The organism is Candidatus Koribacter versatilis Ellin345, from assembly GCF_000014005.1.
Taxonomy (GTDB): Bacteria; Acidobacteriota; Terriglobia; order Terriglobales; family Acidobacteriaceae; genus Korobacter; species Korobacter versatilis_A.
Genome location: NC_008009.1, coordinates 3900474 through 3916920 on the forward strand (window position 1 = coordinate 3900474; position 16447 = coordinate 3916920).

Annotated in this window: 13 protein-coding genes and 1 tRNA gene; 5 read left to right on the forward strand and 9 right to left on the reverse strand. The window is 58.1% G+C overall.

Annotation, left to right across the window (positions count from 1 at the left end):
- Positions 1-59: 59 nt before the first annotated feature.
- Complete coding sequence (locus ACID345_RS17010) at positions 60-1604, forward strand: AsmA family protein (RefSeq protein WP_011524094.1); 1545 nt, start codon at positions 60-62, stop codon at positions 1602-1604.
- Between the two features lies 1 nt (position 1605).
- Here the strand turns inward: ACID345_RS17010 and glgX are convergent, their stop codons facing one another.
- Positions 1606-3693, reverse strand: a complete 2088-nt coding sequence (gene glgX, locus ACID345_RS17015) for a glycogen debranching protein GlgX (protein ID WP_011524095.1) — start codon at positions 3691-3693, stop codon at positions 1606-1608.
- 138 nt (positions 3694-3831) lie between these two features.
- Here glgX and ACID345_RS17020 point away from each other — a divergent pair, with 138 nt between their 5' ends.
- Genes ACID345_RS17020 through ACID345_RS17030 form a run of 3 tightly spaced genes read left to right on the forward strand, consistent with a single transcriptional unit; the run spans position 3832 to position 7056 of the window.
- A complete protein-coding gene (locus tag ACID345_RS17020) occupies positions 3832-4209 on the forward strand; it encodes a BlaI/MecI/CopY family transcriptional regulator (RefSeq protein WP_011524096.1) in 378 nt (125 codons plus the stop codon).
- Positions 4206-5477, forward strand: a complete 1272-nt coding sequence (locus tag ACID345_RS25720) for a M56 family metallopeptidase (protein ID WP_011524097.1) — start codon at positions 4206-4208, stop codon at positions 5475-5477. Before ACID345_RS17020 ends, ACID345_RS25720 begins: the two co-directional genes overlap by 4 nt.
- A gap of 43 nt (positions 5478-5520) precedes the next feature.
- Positions 5521-7056 (forward strand): Do family serine endopeptidase, encoded by a 1536-nt coding sequence (locus tag ACID345_RS17030; protein WP_011524098.1) that lies wholly within the window; start codon positions 5521-5523, stop codon positions 7054-7056.
- Between the two features lie 107 nt (positions 7057-7163).
- Here ACID345_RS17030 and ACID345_RS17035 read toward each other — a convergent pair.
- The 7 genes from ACID345_RS17035 to ACID345_RS17065 all read right to left on the reverse strand — a co-directional run bounded on the left by ACID345_RS17035 (position 7164) and on the right by ACID345_RS17065 (position 13861).
- A tRNA-Met gene (locus ACID345_RS17035) sits at positions 7164-7240 on the reverse strand.
- A 254-nt stretch (positions 7241-7494) separates the two neighbouring features.
- Positions 7495-8142 carry a sugar transferase gene (locus ACID345_RS17040; protein WP_011524099.1) on the reverse strand — a complete coding sequence of 216 codons (648 nt, stop codon included), beginning with the start codon at positions 8140-8142 and terminating at the stop codon, positions 7495-7497.
- A gap of 3 nt (positions 8143-8145) precedes the next feature.
- Positions 8146-9330: a DegT/DnrJ/EryC1/StrS family aminotransferase gene (locus tag ACID345_RS17045; protein WP_011524100.1), complete on the reverse strand. Its 1185-nt coding sequence runs from the start codon at positions 9328-9330 to the stop codon at positions 8146-8148.
- Between the two features lie 77 nt (positions 9331-9407).
- Positions 9408-10121: a class I SAM-dependent methyltransferase gene (locus ACID345_RS17050; protein WP_049761952.1), complete on the reverse strand. Its 714-nt coding sequence runs from the start codon at positions 10119-10121 to the stop codon at positions 9408-9410.
- 24 nt (positions 10122-10145) lie between these two features.
- Complete coding sequence (locus ACID345_RS17055; RefSeq protein ID WP_148210148.1) at positions 10146-11189, reverse strand: hypothetical protein; 1044 nt, start codon at positions 11187-11189, stop codon at positions 10146-10148.
- A complete protein-coding gene (locus ACID345_RS17060; protein ID WP_011524103.1) occupies positions 11152-12039 on the reverse strand; it encodes a hypothetical protein in 888 nt (295 codons plus the stop codon). Before ACID345_RS17060 ends, ACID345_RS17055 begins: the two co-directional genes overlap by 38 nt.
- Before the next feature lie 22 nt (positions 12040-12061).
- Positions 12062-13861 (reverse strand): hypothetical protein, encoded by a 1800-nt coding sequence (locus tag ACID345_RS17065; protein ID WP_011524104.1) that lies wholly within the window; start codon positions 13859-13861, stop codon positions 12062-12064.
- Between the two features lie 249 nt (positions 13862-14110).
- Here ACID345_RS17065 and ACID345_RS17070 point away from each other — a divergent pair, with 249 nt between their 5' ends.
- Positions 14111-15346, forward strand: a complete 1236-nt coding sequence (locus ACID345_RS17070; protein WP_011524105.1) for a glycosyltransferase family 4 protein — start codon at positions 14111-14113, stop codon at positions 15344-15346.
- On the opposite strand, the gene wecB is transcribed toward ACID345_RS17070, so the two are convergent.
- Positions 15333-16430 carry a non-hydrolyzing UDP-N-acetylglucosamine 2-epimerase gene (wecB, locus tag ACID345_RS17075; RefSeq protein ID WP_011524106.1) on the reverse strand — a complete coding sequence of 366 codons (1098 nt, stop codon included), beginning with the start codon at positions 16428-16430 and terminating at the stop codon, positions 15333-15335. The two genes, ACID345_RS17070 and wecB, sit on opposite strands and share 14 nt — an antisense overlap.
- Positions 16431-16447 lie beyond the last annotated feature (17 nt).

Sequence of the window (16447 nt, forward strand, 5' to 3'; positions counted from 1 at the left end):
GACAGGAGAGCTGAAACCACATTCTGATGCATCGTATCGAGTGGACCTGATTCATTGATATGCGCTCACTTCCTACCCTCACCAAAGCCAAGTGGCTTCTGCTGTGTTGCGCCGTAATTCTGCTCGTGACCGCAGGAACGGCATTGTATGTGGCCCCACGATGGCCCTATCGCAAAGCAGAACTCATCAGACGACTCGAAGATGCGACCGGCTCTCGAGTCGAGATTGGCCGGTTCCATCAGACGTTCTTCCCGCATCCCGGTTGCGTGGCGGAGAACCTGACGCTCACAAACTCCGATCCTGCTCACCCGAAAATTACAGTGCAGAAAGTGACGGTCAGCGGCCTCTATTCCGGTTTGATCGGGAGCGAGAAGCATATTCGGATGCTGAGCCTCGAAGGCATGCGCATCGCTTTCCCTCCCCAGAATCCAGAATCATCGGGAGGCCAAAACGACGTGCGGCCGCAGAGGGTTGGGGTGCCAAGTGGCATCAAATTTGACCAGGTCGAAGCGCGCAATTCGCAGATTGTTTTCGCTCGTAAGAACCCAGAGAAAGAACCGCGAACGTTTGCTATTTACGACGTAATCCTGAAATCATTCGCGCCCGGTGAGGCAATCCACTTCAACGCGGTGTTGCGGATTCCAGTGCCTCCTGCCGAAGTGAACGTCGATGGAGTGTTCGGGCCTCTCACCGGCGATGCGATCGGCAAGGCACAATTGAAAGGTCGCTTTACGATGAAGAACGCGGACTTATCCAAGTTCCACGCGTTGATGGGAACGCTTTCCGCTCAAGGTCAATTTGAAGGCCAGTTAGAGGGCCTGACCGTCAATGCGACTACGAATGTTCCGGACTTCGGCACGAAGGCAACCCATCACACCATCCCCCTGAATACTGACTTCACGGCGGTGGTTGATGGAACCAATGGCGACGTCCAGTTTCAGCCGGTGCATGCGCTTCTCGGGGAAACGAAATTGATCGCGACGGGCAAACTCGAGGAAGTACCGGATGCGAACGGGAAACGCCTGACCCTCCATATCGCTTCACAGGAGGCGCGCATCCAGGATCTGATGGTTCTGTTCACACATTCGAAGCCGCCATTACAAGGGGCGACGCGCTTCGACATGAGCGTGCAATTACCTCCAGATAAGAAGCCCTTTGAAGAACGACTCCAGGCCACGGCGCATTTCGGCATCCGTGGCTCGAAATTCAGCAAACAACAAACGGAACAAAAAGTGAGCGATCTCAGTCAACGAGCCCAGGGAAATACAAAAGACGACGATCCCCCTCCCGTAATGACGGACCTTTCAGGGGATGTGAACCTCGCCGGCGGAACCGCGAACTTCTCCCGCCTCGACATCAGTATCCCCGGGGCGAGCGCTGCCCTGCATGGCACATACAAACTGGAGACCCACGCCGTGGACCTGCACGGAATGCTTCACACCGACGCGAACCTTTCGGACGCAACGACGGGTTTCAAGGCGTTCCTCATGAAGGTCGTAGAACTGGCGAAGAAGAAGAACAAGAATGGCGCAACAGTCCCGGTGAAGATTACCGGATCGTATGAGAGACCTGATTTCGGATTAGACGCCCCTGCGGAAAAATGAGCTATGGGCCGTCCGTTGCGGAGATCAGCACAACCGTGGAATGCGCGGCCGCGTGGTAACGCGGGCCCTGTATGGCGGGAGCGGTTCGCCAGTTCACGATGTCATCAGGAGAGTCGAGGCTGGTATCAATCCACCGTCGCCAGCGCGAACCGTTGAGGCGTGGTGGAAGTTCGAAATCGAGCCCTTCGGTGTAGCCGTTTAGAATAAAGTGGAAGACGATGCCTTCCTCTGCCACCTCAATGCACAGCGCGATCGAGTGCGAATGGTCCGCCCAGTCCGGTTGGTCGAGTTCCACACCATGCCAGGTTTTGCGTGCCGACTCGAGAAATTCCGTCAGTGATCTACGTTCCTGCTCCGGCGCAACGTCGCGCAGAAGACGCCTCAGGGCAATCATTTTCACAAAGCGGTGAATATCGGCATGCTCGTCCAGCAAGCTCCAGTCGAACCAACTGAGCTCGTTGTCCTGGCAATAGGCGTTGTTGTTGCCGCGCTGCGTGTGGCGCACTTCGTCACCCATGGTGAGCATGGGCATGCCGAGCGAGAGCAGTGTTGTCGCGAGAAAATTCTTTACCTGTTTATTGCGCAACCGGTTGATCGCAGGATCATTCGTCGGGCCTTCCACGCCGCAGTTCCAGCTCCGGTTGTCGTCGTGACCATCGCGATTCTGCTCGCGATTCGCTTCATTGTGCTTCACCTCGTACGAAACCAGATCGTTGAGGGTGAAGCCATCGTGACAGGTGACAAAGTTCACGCTCTGCTCGGCCTCTCTTCCCTTGTGCCCGTAGATATCCGGGCTGCCAAGTAAGCGCGACGCCAGCTTGCAAACAGTGCCATCCTCGCCGCGAAAGAAGTCGCGCACATCGTCGCGGAAGCGGCCGTTCCATTCCTTCCAAGAGTCGCCGACAAAGGTGCCGACCTGGTAGAGGCCGGCGGCGTCCCAGGCTTCGGCCATAAACTTCGTTCCAGCCAGGCGCGGCTCGGATTCGATGTCCCACAGCGCCGGCGGATTCGCCATCGTGTTGCCGCTGGAATCGCGCGCGAGGATCGACGCGAGGTCGAAGCGGAAACCATCCACGTGCATCTCTTCCACCCAGTAACAAAGGCTGTCCACAATCATGCGGCGGACGACGGGATGGTTGGCTTTGAATGTGTTGCCGGTACCGCTGTAGTTGGCGTAGCGGCAACGATCACTCTCGAGAATGTAGTAGGTGAGGTTATCAATGCCCTTGAAGCTGAAGGTTGGACCGGTTTCACTTCCTTCAGCGGTATGGTTGTAAACCACGTCGAGGATGACTTCGATTCCCGCGCGATGCAGCGCTTTCACCATGTCGCGGAATTCGTTGATCGCCGCGAGATAGGCGTGCCCTGAGCTGTACGCCTTGTGCGGCGAGAAGAAAGAAACGGGCGCATAGCCCCAGTAATTCACCAGCCCCGGAGGACAGTCGAGCGGATCGAATTCGAAAACCGGCAGCAACTCAACCGCGGTGATCCCGAGATCTTTCAGGTAAGGAATTTTTTCGATGACACCAGCAAATGTGCCGCGCTTCTCTTCAGCAACGCCGGAGTTGGGATTCCGGGTGAAGCCGCGGACATGCATCTCGTAAACAATGGTTCGGCTGGCGGGACATCGTAACGGTTCATCGCCCTCCCAGTCGTAATCGTGCACGTCCACGACGGCATTCTTCATCGCCGTGGCGCAGTTGTCGCCCGGAGTAATGGCGGCATCCCGGCTATATGTCTTCGGCGTGACGACACAACGACCATAAGGATCGAGCAGCAGCTTCTCGGGATTGAAGCGGTGCCCTTTGTCCGGCGCGAATGGCCCGTACACGCGATAGCCGTATAGCTGGCCGGGCGAGACGTCCGGTATGCAGAGGTGCCAGTAGTAATAGGTTCGATTTCGCACGGGATCCAGCCGGAACACACGAGTAGGCTGGGCGTCTTCTGCGTGGTCAAAGAAAAGCAGCTCGACACCGGTAGCATGCCGCGAAAATAGGCTGAAGTTAACGCCCTCAGGGCAAATGGTCGCGCCGAGCGGGTGGGTTAGGCCGGGCACAGGCTGGGCGGGAGTTCGCGGCGGTCGGGCCATGGAATGTACGAAGGATGGTAACGGCTGGGTGGGCTTCTTAGGAAGTGCAGGGCAACACTCTGGATTTTTCGCCACCAGCAACTAAAGCATTAGTTACATTTCTGAGTGAGCCTCGTCCAACCATTAACAGGAGGAAATGTGCCGCCGAAACAGTCGGAGACACTGACGGAAGCCGAGCTGAGAATCATGGAAGTGCTCTGGGCCAAAGGGTCGGGCACCGTCCAGGAGGTTTTGGACAAGCTGCCGATGACCTTGGCGTACAACTCCGTTCTGACCACGATTCGAATCCTGGAAAAGAAGCGGTACGTGCGGCATGTGAAAGAGGGCCGCGCGCACGTGTACGCGCCGGTGGTGCACCGCGAAGAGGCGACGCGATCGGAAATCCGCCACCTCGTGGGCCGCTTCTTCCGGAACTCGCACGAAGCCCTGGTGTTAAACATCCTGCAAGACGAAAAGATCAGCGCGGCCGACCTGAAGCATCTGCGCGAAATGCTGGACAGGAGCGAGTCGAAGTGAACGCCTGGGCACACCTCGCACCATTCGCCGCGGCGCACGCGATGAATGCCGGCATCGTCGGCTTGGCGCTCGTCGGCATTCTTTGGGTCGCTTTGCGACTTTCTGGCAAGCAGAGCTCACGGGCACGCTTCGCGATCTGGTTTGTTGGATTGCTGGCAGTGGCAGCGCTTCCCTTCCTGTTCGCGCAACGACTGGTATCGAACCCGGCCTCGAGCTTCGTGGCTTTGCCCTCGCGGTGGGCTGAATATTTCGTCGCACTCTGGGCGATCGGCACGACGGTGGGAATCCTGCGCATTGCAGCAGGGCTCATGCGGTTACGGCAATTGCGCAGCAACGCAGTCGGAATTGCGCCGGCGTCGTTGCCTGTCGCGACGGCAGCAAAGCTGCAGAACGATGGCGGCTGGCGCGACGTTCTTATCCTGCGCTCGGATGAAGTCTCGGTTCCGATGGTGATTGGCTTCGTGCGGCCAGCAATACTCCTGCCGAGCAGTCTGGTTCCACAGCTTTCCGAAGAAGAGTTGGACGTGATCGTGCTGCACGAGATGGCGCACATCCGCCGCTGGGACGATTGGACCAACCTGGTGCAGAAGGTCGTGAAAGCGGTCTTCTTCTTCCATCCCGCGGTGTGGTGGATTGACGGTCGCCTCACGCTCGAGCGCGAGATGGCTTGCGACGAGATGGTGCTGGCGCAGTCGCCGAGCGCGAAAGCGTACGCGGGGTTCCTGATCTCTTTCCACGAGAAGTTGCAATCCGCGGGCGCGCCTGTGTTGGTGCAGGCGCTGGTGAGCAAGGTGTCGCAACTGGCGGAACGTGTGACCGAGATACTTGAAGCGAAAAAACCTGCGAAAAGCCGTGTGCCCGCCTTCGCAGCGAGCGCCGCGTTACTGGCAGCGCTGGGGGCGGCGCCGATGCTGCCAGAATTCGTCTCCTTCGGAAACGCCCCGGAGATCGCGAAGAGCCAGGCTCCCGCGAAGCACGTGTCGACAACCCACACGTACGACGTTTCGGCCGTGATTCCGTCGGTGGAGACACAGGTAAAGGTCATCAATGCTTCGTACACCCCGGGCACGGTACAGCCGGTTAAAGCGAAAACAGCACGCAAGCGCCGTCCAGCACCGCAGCAGATCGCGGAAAAAGTGCCTGCCAAACGGCCGATGCTGGTGGTTTATCAGTCGGCGCAATTCGACGGCGCGAACTGGACGATCTGCGTGTGGAGTGTGGATCCTGCGACGAACAGAACCGTGCAGTCATTCGTTCTGAAGATCTGAGCGCGGTTTTTTTTGACCGCAATAACTAATTATTTAGTAGGAGATGAAAGTGAACAATCTGTTGGGAACATTGAAGGCGAAGATCGGCCGCCGTTTCTATGCCAGCGTGCTGGCAGGAGCGGTAGCGTTTTCTCTCGCGAGCTATGAATTTGCTGGCCACGCACGCGCAGCAACACCGAGTCCGGCAGCCGCAGCGCTCGACGACAACAGTGTGGGCGCGCTGCTCTCGCTCGACAAAGCCATGGAGAACCTCGCCGCGCGCGTAACGCCGGCGACAGTGAACGTAACCGTTACGTCGAAACGTTCCGCACATAACGCATCCATGCAAGGCACGGAGGATGGCGACGACGATGGCAATCCGATGCAGCAGTTCGGACCATTTCAGTTCGGACCGCAGCGTCGCCAGCCGCAATACGAGCATGGCCTCGGTAGCGGCGTGATCATCTCGCCGGATGGATACATCGTCACCAACAACCACGTGATCGATGGTGCGACTGACATTCGCGTCACCCTCACGGACAAACGCATCCTGCCCGCGAAATTGATCGGCGCCGATCCGCTGACTGACCTGGCTGTAATCAAAGTCGAGGGCAGCAATATGCCAAGCGTGCCGCTTGGTGATTCGACTTCCCTGCATCCGGGCCAGACGGTGCTTGCCTTCGGCAATCCGCTTGGCTTCCGCTTCACGGTGACGCGCGGCATCGTCAGCGCATTGAATCGGCCGAATCCCTACGCGCAGGACCGTCGTTCTCCGGGACAGTTCATTCAGACCGACGCGGCGATCAATCCCGGCAACTCCGGTGGGCCGCTGGTGAACGCCCACGGTGAAGTGATCGGGATCAACACGTTCCTCATCTCGGAGACCGGCGGATTCTCGGGAATGGGATTCGCGATTCCCACGCAGATCGTGAAGCCGACGGTGGACAGCCTGATCAAGTACGGCAAAGTGAACCATGGATACATGGGCATCGGGATCAGCGATGTATCGCCGGACGAGGCGAAGTTCTTCAACGTGACCGACGCAAACGGCGCCGTGGTAACGCAGGTGGAACCGAATTCGCCGGGCGCGAAAGCCGGCTTGAAGGTTGGTGACATCATCACTGCTGTGAACGGCAAGCAAGTCGCAGACGCCGGCGCACTGCAAGTGGAAGTGGGCCAGCAGCAGCCCGGGACCAAACTCGACCTGACGGTGAAGCGCGACGGCAAAGCCTCGACGCTGAACGTAACGCTGGCCTCGATGGACAAAGGTGATCGGGACAACGAAACGGCGAGCGCAGGTCATGGCAAGCCGCGGTGGGGAATCGGATTAGCCGACCTGTCGCCGGAAGCGCGTCAGCAGTTGCAGGCGGGTGATTCGGTGCAGGGTGCGCTGGTAGGACAAGTAACGCCCGGCAGCCCAGCCGACAACGCGGGATTGCAGCCCGGCGATGTGATCACCGAGGTGAATCGCAAGCCGGTGAAATCTGCGAGTGACGCAAAGGACGCGCTGAGCGGAATCGCGAATGGCGGTGACGCGCTGGTACTGGTGTGGTCGCGCGGCGGCAGCAGCTTCCGGGTGTTGCACGCGAGCCAGGGATAGACGTTCCTTGTTGCATTGGGCGCGGGCTTCGGCCCGCGCTTTTTTGTTGCAAAATGGAGAACAAAAGAAGAGCGCCGCCGGAGCCAGGCTCCACGGCGGCGCTCAGATGGTTGCGGGGAGAGGATTTGAACCTCCGACCTTTGGGTTATGAGCCCAACGAGCTACCAGGCTGCTCCACCCCGCATAATGATAGTAACAATCCTGAAGCAATTGGTCAAATGCGCGAGTGCCTTCAAACCCGCATGAATACAGGAGAGAATCGCTCGTTCCATCTTTTTTGAGAATTCCCGATTCGGAGAGAGCGATCCACGAAAAAAGGCTGCGCTTTGGGACGCAGATTTCAGTTTTGAAACGATGTTTCGGGAAGTCCAACGGTCCGGGATGCCGTACGTGATACGCGCTGGTGTCCCACGTCGTGGCGTGGCTGCACGACAGTTGCTAGCGAGAATGGTCTCCGGTGCTCTTCGCAATCACCGCAGGTGCTTGAACATCGACACATTCATCATGCTTGAAAACAACCAATACGGTTTGCAGAATGATTCCTATATCCCCGACAACACTATGGCGCTCCACGTATTCCTCGCCCATGGCGATCTTGTCGGGGAGAATCACAGTGCGATAGTAATTTTCGGGATCGTCAACACTTCCGAGAATCGCAGATTCTGAACGGTACTTGATCGAAGCCCTGTCTGTGATACCCGGACGCACTCCGAGCAGCTTCTCGTAGCGATCACGATAGAGTTCCACATACTGCGGAACTTCGGGTCGTGGCCCGACAAAGCTCATGTCCCCGCGCAACACGTTCCACAGTTGCGGGAGTTCGTCGAACTTTACTTTGCGCAGCCAGCGTCCGGAAGACGTGATGCGCAAGTCTTCCCCAAAAGTCACTTGCGAACCGGCATTCGCCACGCGCATGGAACGAAACTTCAGAAGCTCAAACGTCCGAAAGTCTTTGCCGATTCTTTTTTGCCGGAACAGGATTGGTCCGGGCGTATCAAAACGCACTGCAAGCGCAGCGAGGAACATCACCGGCGCGGCCAGTATTAATCCAATCGCCGCCAGCAGAATGTCGAAAAGACGTTTCACACGCTACCTGCGATTGGCTTTGACGATCTGCTTCACCGAATGGATGACGTGATCGATCTGCTCGTAGGTCATTCCCGGGAAGAGCGGCAACGAAACATAGCGCTCGTATTCTCGTTCCGCAGCCGGAAGATCTCCGCGCCTGTAGCCATACGCCGATTGATAGTACGGGTGAAGGTGTAGCGGAATGAAATGCACGCTTGTGCCAATACCGCGGTCCTTTAACTGGCAGATCACTTCCTTGCGATCAATCTTGATCCGATCCAGGTGAAACCGCAGGGGGTAGAGGTGCCACGCGCTTTGACGGTCCGGTTTGGTGGTGGGGACCTGCAATTCATTCATGCTCGCGAACGCATCGTTGTACCGTTGCACGACGGCGGCTCGGCGAACATTCATGTCATCGCATTTGCCGAGCTGCACCAACCCGATTGCGGCGGCGATGTCGGTGAGGTTGTACTTGAATCCGGCATCGAGCACTTCGTAATACCACGAACCTTCCGCGCTATATCGTTTCCAGGCATCACGTCCGATCCCGTGCAGGCGCATGATCCGCATGCGAGCGGCAAGGTCGTCGTTGCCGGTCGTGATCATGCCTCCCTCGCCTGTGGACAACGTCTTCGTGGCATAGAAACTGAACGCCGTGATTTCGCTGATGCAGCCGACTGGGCGTCCTTTGTACGACGCCGGCAGCGAATGCGCTGCATCTTCGATCACATGAATGTTGTGTTTCGCGGCGAGCGCAAGGATCTCATCCATGTCGCACGGCTGTCCGCCGTAGTGAACGGGGATGATGGCTTTCGTCTTGGGGGTGATGCGCGCGGCAGCGTCAGCAACGCTCATCAGCAGGGTGTCAGGCTCAACGTCCACGAGAACAGGCTTGGCGCCGAAATAGGTAACCACTTCGCCGGTGGCCGTGAAGGTCGTGGTCGGAACAAGAACTTCGTCGCCCTGCTGGAGGTGGATCGCTTCCAGGGCCAGGTGCAAGGCCGCCGTGCAGGAGTTCACTGCGATCGCGTGCTTGGCGCCGACATACTCGGCAAACTGGCGCTCGAATTCGATCGTGCGCGCGCCCATCGTCAGCCATCCCGAACGGATGACATCTGCGGCGGCCTGCGCTTCCGCTTCGCCTACATCGGCGGAGTGGAACGGCACCTGCAATTGCGGTTCGGCCAGTTTCGTTTCAGCTTTCATTCTCGGCTCAGACCCCCATCTTCCGTACCGGGAAACATGAACATTGCAAAATTCGGCCACGCGGTCAACATCGTCGTTCAGCTTTCCGCGCGTTTGCTCACAAAAAGTAAATGGCTACAAATCGGTTTGATCTTCGATAAAAATCCAATCAGCGATGGCGCCGACCCTCCCAATTTCCGCGCCAGCGGCGGCACCAGGTTCAATCGCCGGCTCCGCTGATGTTCTCCCGGAAATAACCGCTGGAGATCTTCCTGCGTCACTCTGCGAATGTCGGGATTGTTGGGATTGTTCACGCACATGTCATACGACAGCACCACTCCACCGGGACGCACCACCCGCATCATCTCGTCGGCAATGGCTTTGCGAATCCCGTCATCCGCCACCGAACTCAATGCCGTGAACTGCATCACCACGTCAAAGCTCGCGGTGTCGAACGGCAATTGTCGGGCGTCGCAGCAGATAACTTTAGTTCCGATCGGGCAATTCTGGCGTGCCGCTTCCACGCGCTCGGGAAGTAAATCAACGCCCACAACCCGCGAGGGATCGGCCCCCCATTGCACAAATTGCCGCAAGAAATATCCCGAACCACAACCGACCTCGAGGATGTCGAGGTTCGCCAACGATCCGATGCCCGCCCCTCTGAGGATCCGAACAATCTGGTAATCGCGCAGAAAACCCTGGGTAAGATTCAGCAGGTTGAAGCTTGAATAGCGATCAACAGGGACGTCCTTCTTGCGGCGTTCATACGCCTGCACGATCCGTTCCCGCTCTGTTGTCGCTTGCTCGTTCACAGTTTCTCTCTCAAGCTCAATCGGCTAGTGCTTGTTACCCGACGGCGAATTGCCGCGATACTCGATATTTCTCGTCACGACCTCGACCTGTGCTCCATTCTCAGTCGCACGACGCTCAGTCCAATTTCCCTGGCCGTCGTCAACGTACGCAAAATCGATCTCATGTCGTACGCTGCCGGCGGTGGCAAGGTGCGTCAACCTGCCGTTGCTGTCATAAGAGAAACGCTGCTCCTCTGCCGGATGGTTCGGTAATGAAGTAACCACGCGCAACAGTTTGCCCGCCGGGTCCCACGTTCGAACCGTATATTGGTTCGACCCGCTGCGAAACGATCGCTCTTCGACACTCCCGTCCCGATGGTGAAATCTTCGGTCAAACGAGAGGTCAGTATAGGCCAGGTGGTCAATCAGGACCCTGCCTTTTTTATCCCTTTGTATCCACCAGGAGGCCCTAAGTTGATCTCCAAAACTGAGCCTGGTAACCGAGACGTTGGAGTCGTCTGGGTCAAGTTTGGTGATTTCGTTGAGGTCCTGGTTGCCGTTCGCCGTCAGGCAAATGTCGCGAGAAACTGGATCGGGCGACGCGGACATTGAGTCGAACACCCGATCGCAAACCATATTTGCGCCGTTTTCGGAAATAGCAACACCCTGGAACGCACCGTTCTCGTGAAAGAGGATCGCCTTCTTGGGCGTGAAGGCCTCGGCGTTCAACTGCCGCTTGGCAAGCGCGTAGCGCGAATATTCGTAGCGGACGCTGGAAACCGGCGCGCCCGAGCGCGTTACTTTCACGGCCGACAATTTGCCGTCGTTCTGGAACTCGAGTCGCTCCGCGCGCGAAGCGCCAGCGTCCTGGCTCTCAATCGTCAGGTTGATAGCAGCAACTCGTCCACGCAAATTCAGGTCAGGCGCTGGAAGCGAGAATTCCTGCGCGCACAGCAGCGATGCCGAGAGCGACGTCGCGAGCACGGCCAGTGCTACCGCTTGAGAGCTTCGCGCGAACGGCATCCTGATTGAGCGAGTGAGAAGCATGGACTCAGAAATTGCTGCAGGTGCGCTGGTAGAGCCGCTCATCTTTCATGCTCTTGTCTTTGTTCTTCGCGAGTTCCAGGCACTTTTCGTAGCGGGTTTGTACCTGCTGATGCGTGTCGCGATTGGCATCGTTACGAGCGGAGCGCATCGCTTGTGTCTTTGCGCGATCGGCAGCTGACCCGTGGCTGGCACTCGCGACAGATGGATTCGCAAGGCCTTCTCGATTACGCTCCGCCACTACCTTCGCAGTGCTCTGCCTCGGACCGCCGCTGGTCAGGCTTTCGGCCGTGGAGGCACCCTGATCGCCTTCGCCCGGCAAGGCCAGGGACGCTGAATTTGCTCCGTTCTCGGATTGGATTGCTTGCAACTTCTCTATGCGCACGGGAGTCATGCGGGTGGCGCCGGCCAGTCGTGACTGATCTTCGAATGGAGTTTGATCTTCCGGGCTCGACGGCAGCGGAGCTTCCACCGCGCCGTGCGCCCCAGCGCGGACCGCATTCGTGTCCTGCCGTGCCGGCTGACGAACGAGCCGAGTTGACTGCTGACGGTGCGAATCGCATGAGATCGCGTCGGTGACCACGTAGCCCTGTCCGGCCACGAAGCACATAACTTTTTCGCTTTGCCCATTCGGCAATCTACGGTTACCCACACCCCTGGTGGCGCTATCTGCGCCCGGGGCCGTCGCGGCGCCTGATGCAACCGGCATCTGCGCAGGGTTCACCGCGGGGATCGCCACCGTGACGGGATCTATGCGGCTGTTGTTCCCCACGCCAACGTCGGCCGCGCGCCCGGTCTGGACAGTGGGATCGTCCGCAACCTTGGATTGCCCATAGGCGCCAGTTACGATGGCGAACAGCATCGCTGCAAACAGACTTGCACAGATCCGGCGCAAAGGGCTCCTTAAGCGATAAACCTTACGGATTCAGGCCGTTACACCCGTCGATGATAGCAGCGTTATCGGCGATTAGGAAGTAAAGAGCGGCCCCATAAGCCGGTCGCCCGCTCTGGGTTCCGGTCTCAAATGCCTGCAGGTAGAAGTAGTACTGATCGCGGAAAGCCTTGGCTTGCGGCGAGTTATCGGCCTGAAGGCCGATCAGGCTCTGCTCCAGCTTCAAGAGGTCCGAGTTCGCGAACGCTAACAGCCCCCAACCCATTATTTGCCCTGGCGTGAGACATGGATGGTCGTTGTCGTGCATATTGCAGTTCTTCGACGGCGGATAGCCGAAGTTTGCCTTGCCGTAGCTCACCCGATACCAACCATCAGTCCCGTCGAAGAAGTTCCGGAAAAGCGGCCGCGAGAGGTCGCCTTCGAAAACTTTATATACATATTGATTCACCAGCAGGAGGACATCACCCAGCTTCGGATAGCCGGTCCCCGTCGCTTTACGATTGTCATAGAGCGCTCGCACGAAGACCGCGACTCGGTACATATGTCCCATGTCCCAACTCACATTCGAAAGCGCGCGCTTCTGCGTCGGTCCGGGTTGGGTGGCGCTAGTTGCGCCGGTGTAAGCGTTGTCCGGGTGGCCGTCGTAATCGCCGTTGAAGTAACTCGTGCTGCCGACCGCGACGCCCGCGAAGTTCTTCGTATCCGAGTAACGCGTGGCCTTCGACTGAAAGAGTTTCGTACCGGCATCCATACCCTGGCGCAACGTGTCGAGTTGTTTCGGATTGATCGGAGCCAGCGACGGATCGTTCGCGTTCGCGCCGAGCATCTCTGCGTCGGAAGCCAACAGCCAAAGATCATTGTCGGTCATAGCGGCGTCCCAACCTCTCTCGCCATGTAGCCCGCCCGGAATCGCTCTCCACAGGGCGATGCGATTGAGAGACTTCCCTTTCTGTGCCGGGAGCAATTCCTGCGTGAGGTAGCGGACCAACTGGTCTTCAATGATGAAGCTGTTGTATTTCGCCACGAATTCTTTCATCGTCGCGCTGCGTTTGTCGGGCGGAAGCAGGCTGATGATGCGGATCAATCTCGCTGCGGGATACATCCACTGCAAGTTGCACAATCCGCAGTCGGCAACCTTGCCGGAGAGAATCGATCTGAACGTGCGCGCGGACCGGTTTGCTCCGCTCAGTCGCTGAGTGTTCAGTGGCTGAACATTGGCGTCCTTCAGAATCGTGTCCAGCGGGATCATGCGGTCCAACATCACGATGTAGTACTGGGCGATTTCGTCGAGCAGCTTCGAATCGTTGCAACAGCGTGCGGTTTCCAGCGCCGCCCGAATGTACATCTCGGAGTAATAAATACTGTTACCCACTACCTTCGACGGATCGTCCACTACCCATTTCTGCGCCGAATCGTTCCACTTCACTCCGGAATAGACCTCGGTCATGTGACGCCCGAGCGTCTCCCACGTGCTGCGCATCGTGGTGACATTCGCCTGCGAAGTGGGAAGAGTTCCCATCTTGAGAAGAAACCGCTGTACCGGGGCTTTCTGATTCAGTCGAACGTAGTACGCGGTGCCGGGAGTCAGTCCGACATCGTAGGCATTGAACGTGAACTCCTTGCCGTCAAATGCCTGGCTGAACACTGGAACATGGAATGAATAAGCGTCGTCAATTTCCAGCGTGTAATGTCCGGCAGCCGTCACGCTGACGGTGACGTTGCGGCCCTCGCCCTGCTGCGCGATTTTGAAGTCGACGCCGAGCGCCGAGGCTGCGAAACATCCAAAAATCAGGGAGAGCAGGAGGAATCGGCTCCGATAGGACATTTTGGATTCTCCATGAAATCGACTGCGAAAAGTGTCTGACAGCGTCTGTTTTAGCCGAATGGCGTTACAGCAATGCGTAGAAATCTGTGTGCTATGATACGGCAGCATTCAGCGAAATACCTGCGAATTCGCGCCCCGGCATGCCAGCCGGCGCTCTTCAGTGGTGGACCTTTCAACACTCCTGTCTCTGTAATCAGTCGGGTCCAATCTTGGCTACGAAGGGTGCGCGTACGAGGAGTGGAATAACGTTTGAAGTTCCTGATCCTGAGCCAATATTTCTATCCGGAAGTTGGCGCGACGCAGACTCGCCTCGCAGGCACTGCGGCTGAAATCGTCCTCGCCGGGCATGAAGTCGAAGTCCTCACTGGCCTCCCCAACGCACCCGCAGGCAAAATCTTCCCCGACTACCGCGGCCGTTTCTATATGCGCGACGAATGGAACGGCTGCCCCGTCCATCGCACCTGGCTCTACGCCGCCACCGGAAAAAGTTTGGCGCGCGTGATGAACTACGGCTCCTTCGCGCTGGCATCGTGGTGGGAAGCCCGCCGCGTGAAGAAGCCGGATTACGTCTTCGTCGAATCTCCGCCGCTTACCACGGCGTGGCCGGGCCTTCGCATCGCGAAGAAACTCGGCGCTCGACTCATCTTCAACGTCTCCGACCTCTGGCCCGATTCCGTTCGCGATCTCGGCGTCATGAGCGATGGCCGCGCCTTCCGCACCCTCGAGAAGATGGAAATCGGCATCTATCGAAAGTCGTTTGCGGTAACCGCCGTCACGGAAGGGATCCGCGATCGCATCATCAATGTAAAAGGCATCCCGGCCGAAAAAGTATTGTTCCTCCCCAACGGCGCTGACACGGACACGTATCGCCCGCTACCTCCAGACACCGAACTGGCGGCGAAGCTGGGACTGACCGGCAAGAAAGTCGTGTACTTCGCTGGGACCCTTGGATACGCGCAAGGGCTTCACAGCGTGATCACTGCCGCCGAAACCCTGCAGCGAAATCAGCCCCTGGTACATTTCCTTTTCATCGGAGAAGGCCCGGAGAAGCCGCGATTGAAAGAGGCCGTTGCCACCAAAGGCTTAAGGAATGTTTCCTTCGTCGACGCCGTGCCTGCGAAGGAGATTTCCCGCTACGCATCCATCGCAATGTGCGGACTCGTCCAACTGCTGGATATTCCACTCTTCGAAGGCGCGCGGCCGGGGAAGACAACGGCGATTATGTCCTGCGGGCGCCCCGTAATTTATGCGGTGCGCGGCGAAGGCGTGCGACTGATGGAGCGCTCCAACGCTGGCTGGGTAATCCCGCCGATGGACCCCGACGCGCTCGTCGGCGCAATCCTCGAGATGGTCGCCAATCCCGACGAAGTACAGCGCCGCGGCGAAAACGGACGCCGCTACATCGAGCAGCACATGACGTGGGAAATTCTCGTGCGCGACTGGCTCAGCCAGTTGGAACGACTAAGCGCAGCTACCCGCGCTTAGTCATGTAATCGCGAATCGAAGCCGCAATCCGCTCCGAAGCGCCGGCATGCTGAGCCCCAGGCGTTTCCGACGGCTTCGACGTGAGCGCCTTGCGAGCTGCCATGAGAATCTGATCGCGGTCCGCTCCCGCCAGCGTGTTCCACCCACTGGCAACGGTTTCTACCCACTCCGTCTCATCGCGCAGCGTAACGCACGGCACCCGCATCCAGCAGGCTTCCTTCTGCAGTCCACCCGAATCCGTAAGCACCAGCGATGCGTTGCTCACCAGCATCATCATGTCGAGGTACGATGCGGGCGAGATCAACGTGATCCCCTCGGCGTGAATCCCAAAGTCTTCCATTCGCTTGCGCGCGCGTGGATGCACCGGCCAGACCACGCGAATGTTTTTTGCAATCTCGCTGATCGCGGAAAGGATCTGGCCCAGCAGCGCTGGATCGTCGGTGTTCGATGCCCGGTGCATCGTCATCAGCGCGTAACCACCGGGTGTAAGAGCAAGCGTGTTCAAAATTGACGATGACATCTTTGCAGTCTGCAGATGCTGCTGGATCGCGTCGTACATCACATCGCCAAGCAACTCGACGCCCTTGGTGATGCCCTCGGCCTTCAGGTTCTCCACCGCGGTATCCGTAGGCGCGAACAGCAAATCTGAGATGTGGTCGGTAAGAACGCGGTTCACTTCTTCCGGCATCTCGCGCACGAATGAGCGCAGTCCCGCCTCGACGTGGAACACAGGGATGTGCAGTTTCACCGCCGCCAGCGCCGCCGCCAGCGTGGAATTCGTGTCGCCATAAACCATCAGCGCCGTGGCTTTTTCGTCCATCAGCACCTTCTCGCAACGCGCGAGAATTTGCGCGGTTTGCTCGCCGTGATTCCCGGAACCAACTTCGAGGTTGTACTTCGGAGTGCGCAGGTTCATCTCTTCGAAGAACACCTGCGACATCTCGGAATCGTAGTGCTGGCCGGTGTGGACGAGGATCTCTTCGATCGTGACTCCGTTTTCACGATTATGTTTTTCGATCGCGAGGCTGACAGGACCAGACTTGATGAATTGTGGGCGGGCACCGACAACGGTAACGAGCTTCACGCTTGCTATGTCCTCGT

Excerpts from the sequence above, each read along its gene's own strand:
- ACID345_RS17010 (WP_011524094.1), top strand. The coding sequence starts at position 60 with ATGCGCTCACTTCCTACCCTCACCAAAGCCAAGTGGCTTCTGCTGTGT.
- glgX (WP_011524095.1), bottom strand. The coding sequence starts at position 3,693 with ATGGCCCGACCGCCGCGAACTCCCGCCCAGCCTGTGCCCGGCCTAACC.
- ACID345_RS17030 (WP_011524098.1), top strand. The coding sequence starts at position 5,521 with ATGAAAGTGAACAATCTGTTGGGAACATTGAAGGCGAAGATCGGCCGC.
- ACID345_RS17045 (WP_011524100.1), bottom strand. The coding sequence starts at position 9,330 with ATGAAAGCTGAAACGAAACTGGCCGAACCGCAATTGCAGGTGCCGTTC.
- ACID345_RS17055 (WP_148210148.1), bottom strand. The coding sequence starts at position 11,189 with ATGAGCGGCTCTACCAGCGCACCTGCAGCAATTTCTGAGTCCATGCTT.
- ACID345_RS17065 (WP_011524104.1), bottom strand. The coding sequence starts at position 13,861 with ATGTCCTATCGGAGCCGATTCCTCCTGCTCTCCCTGATTTTTGGATGT.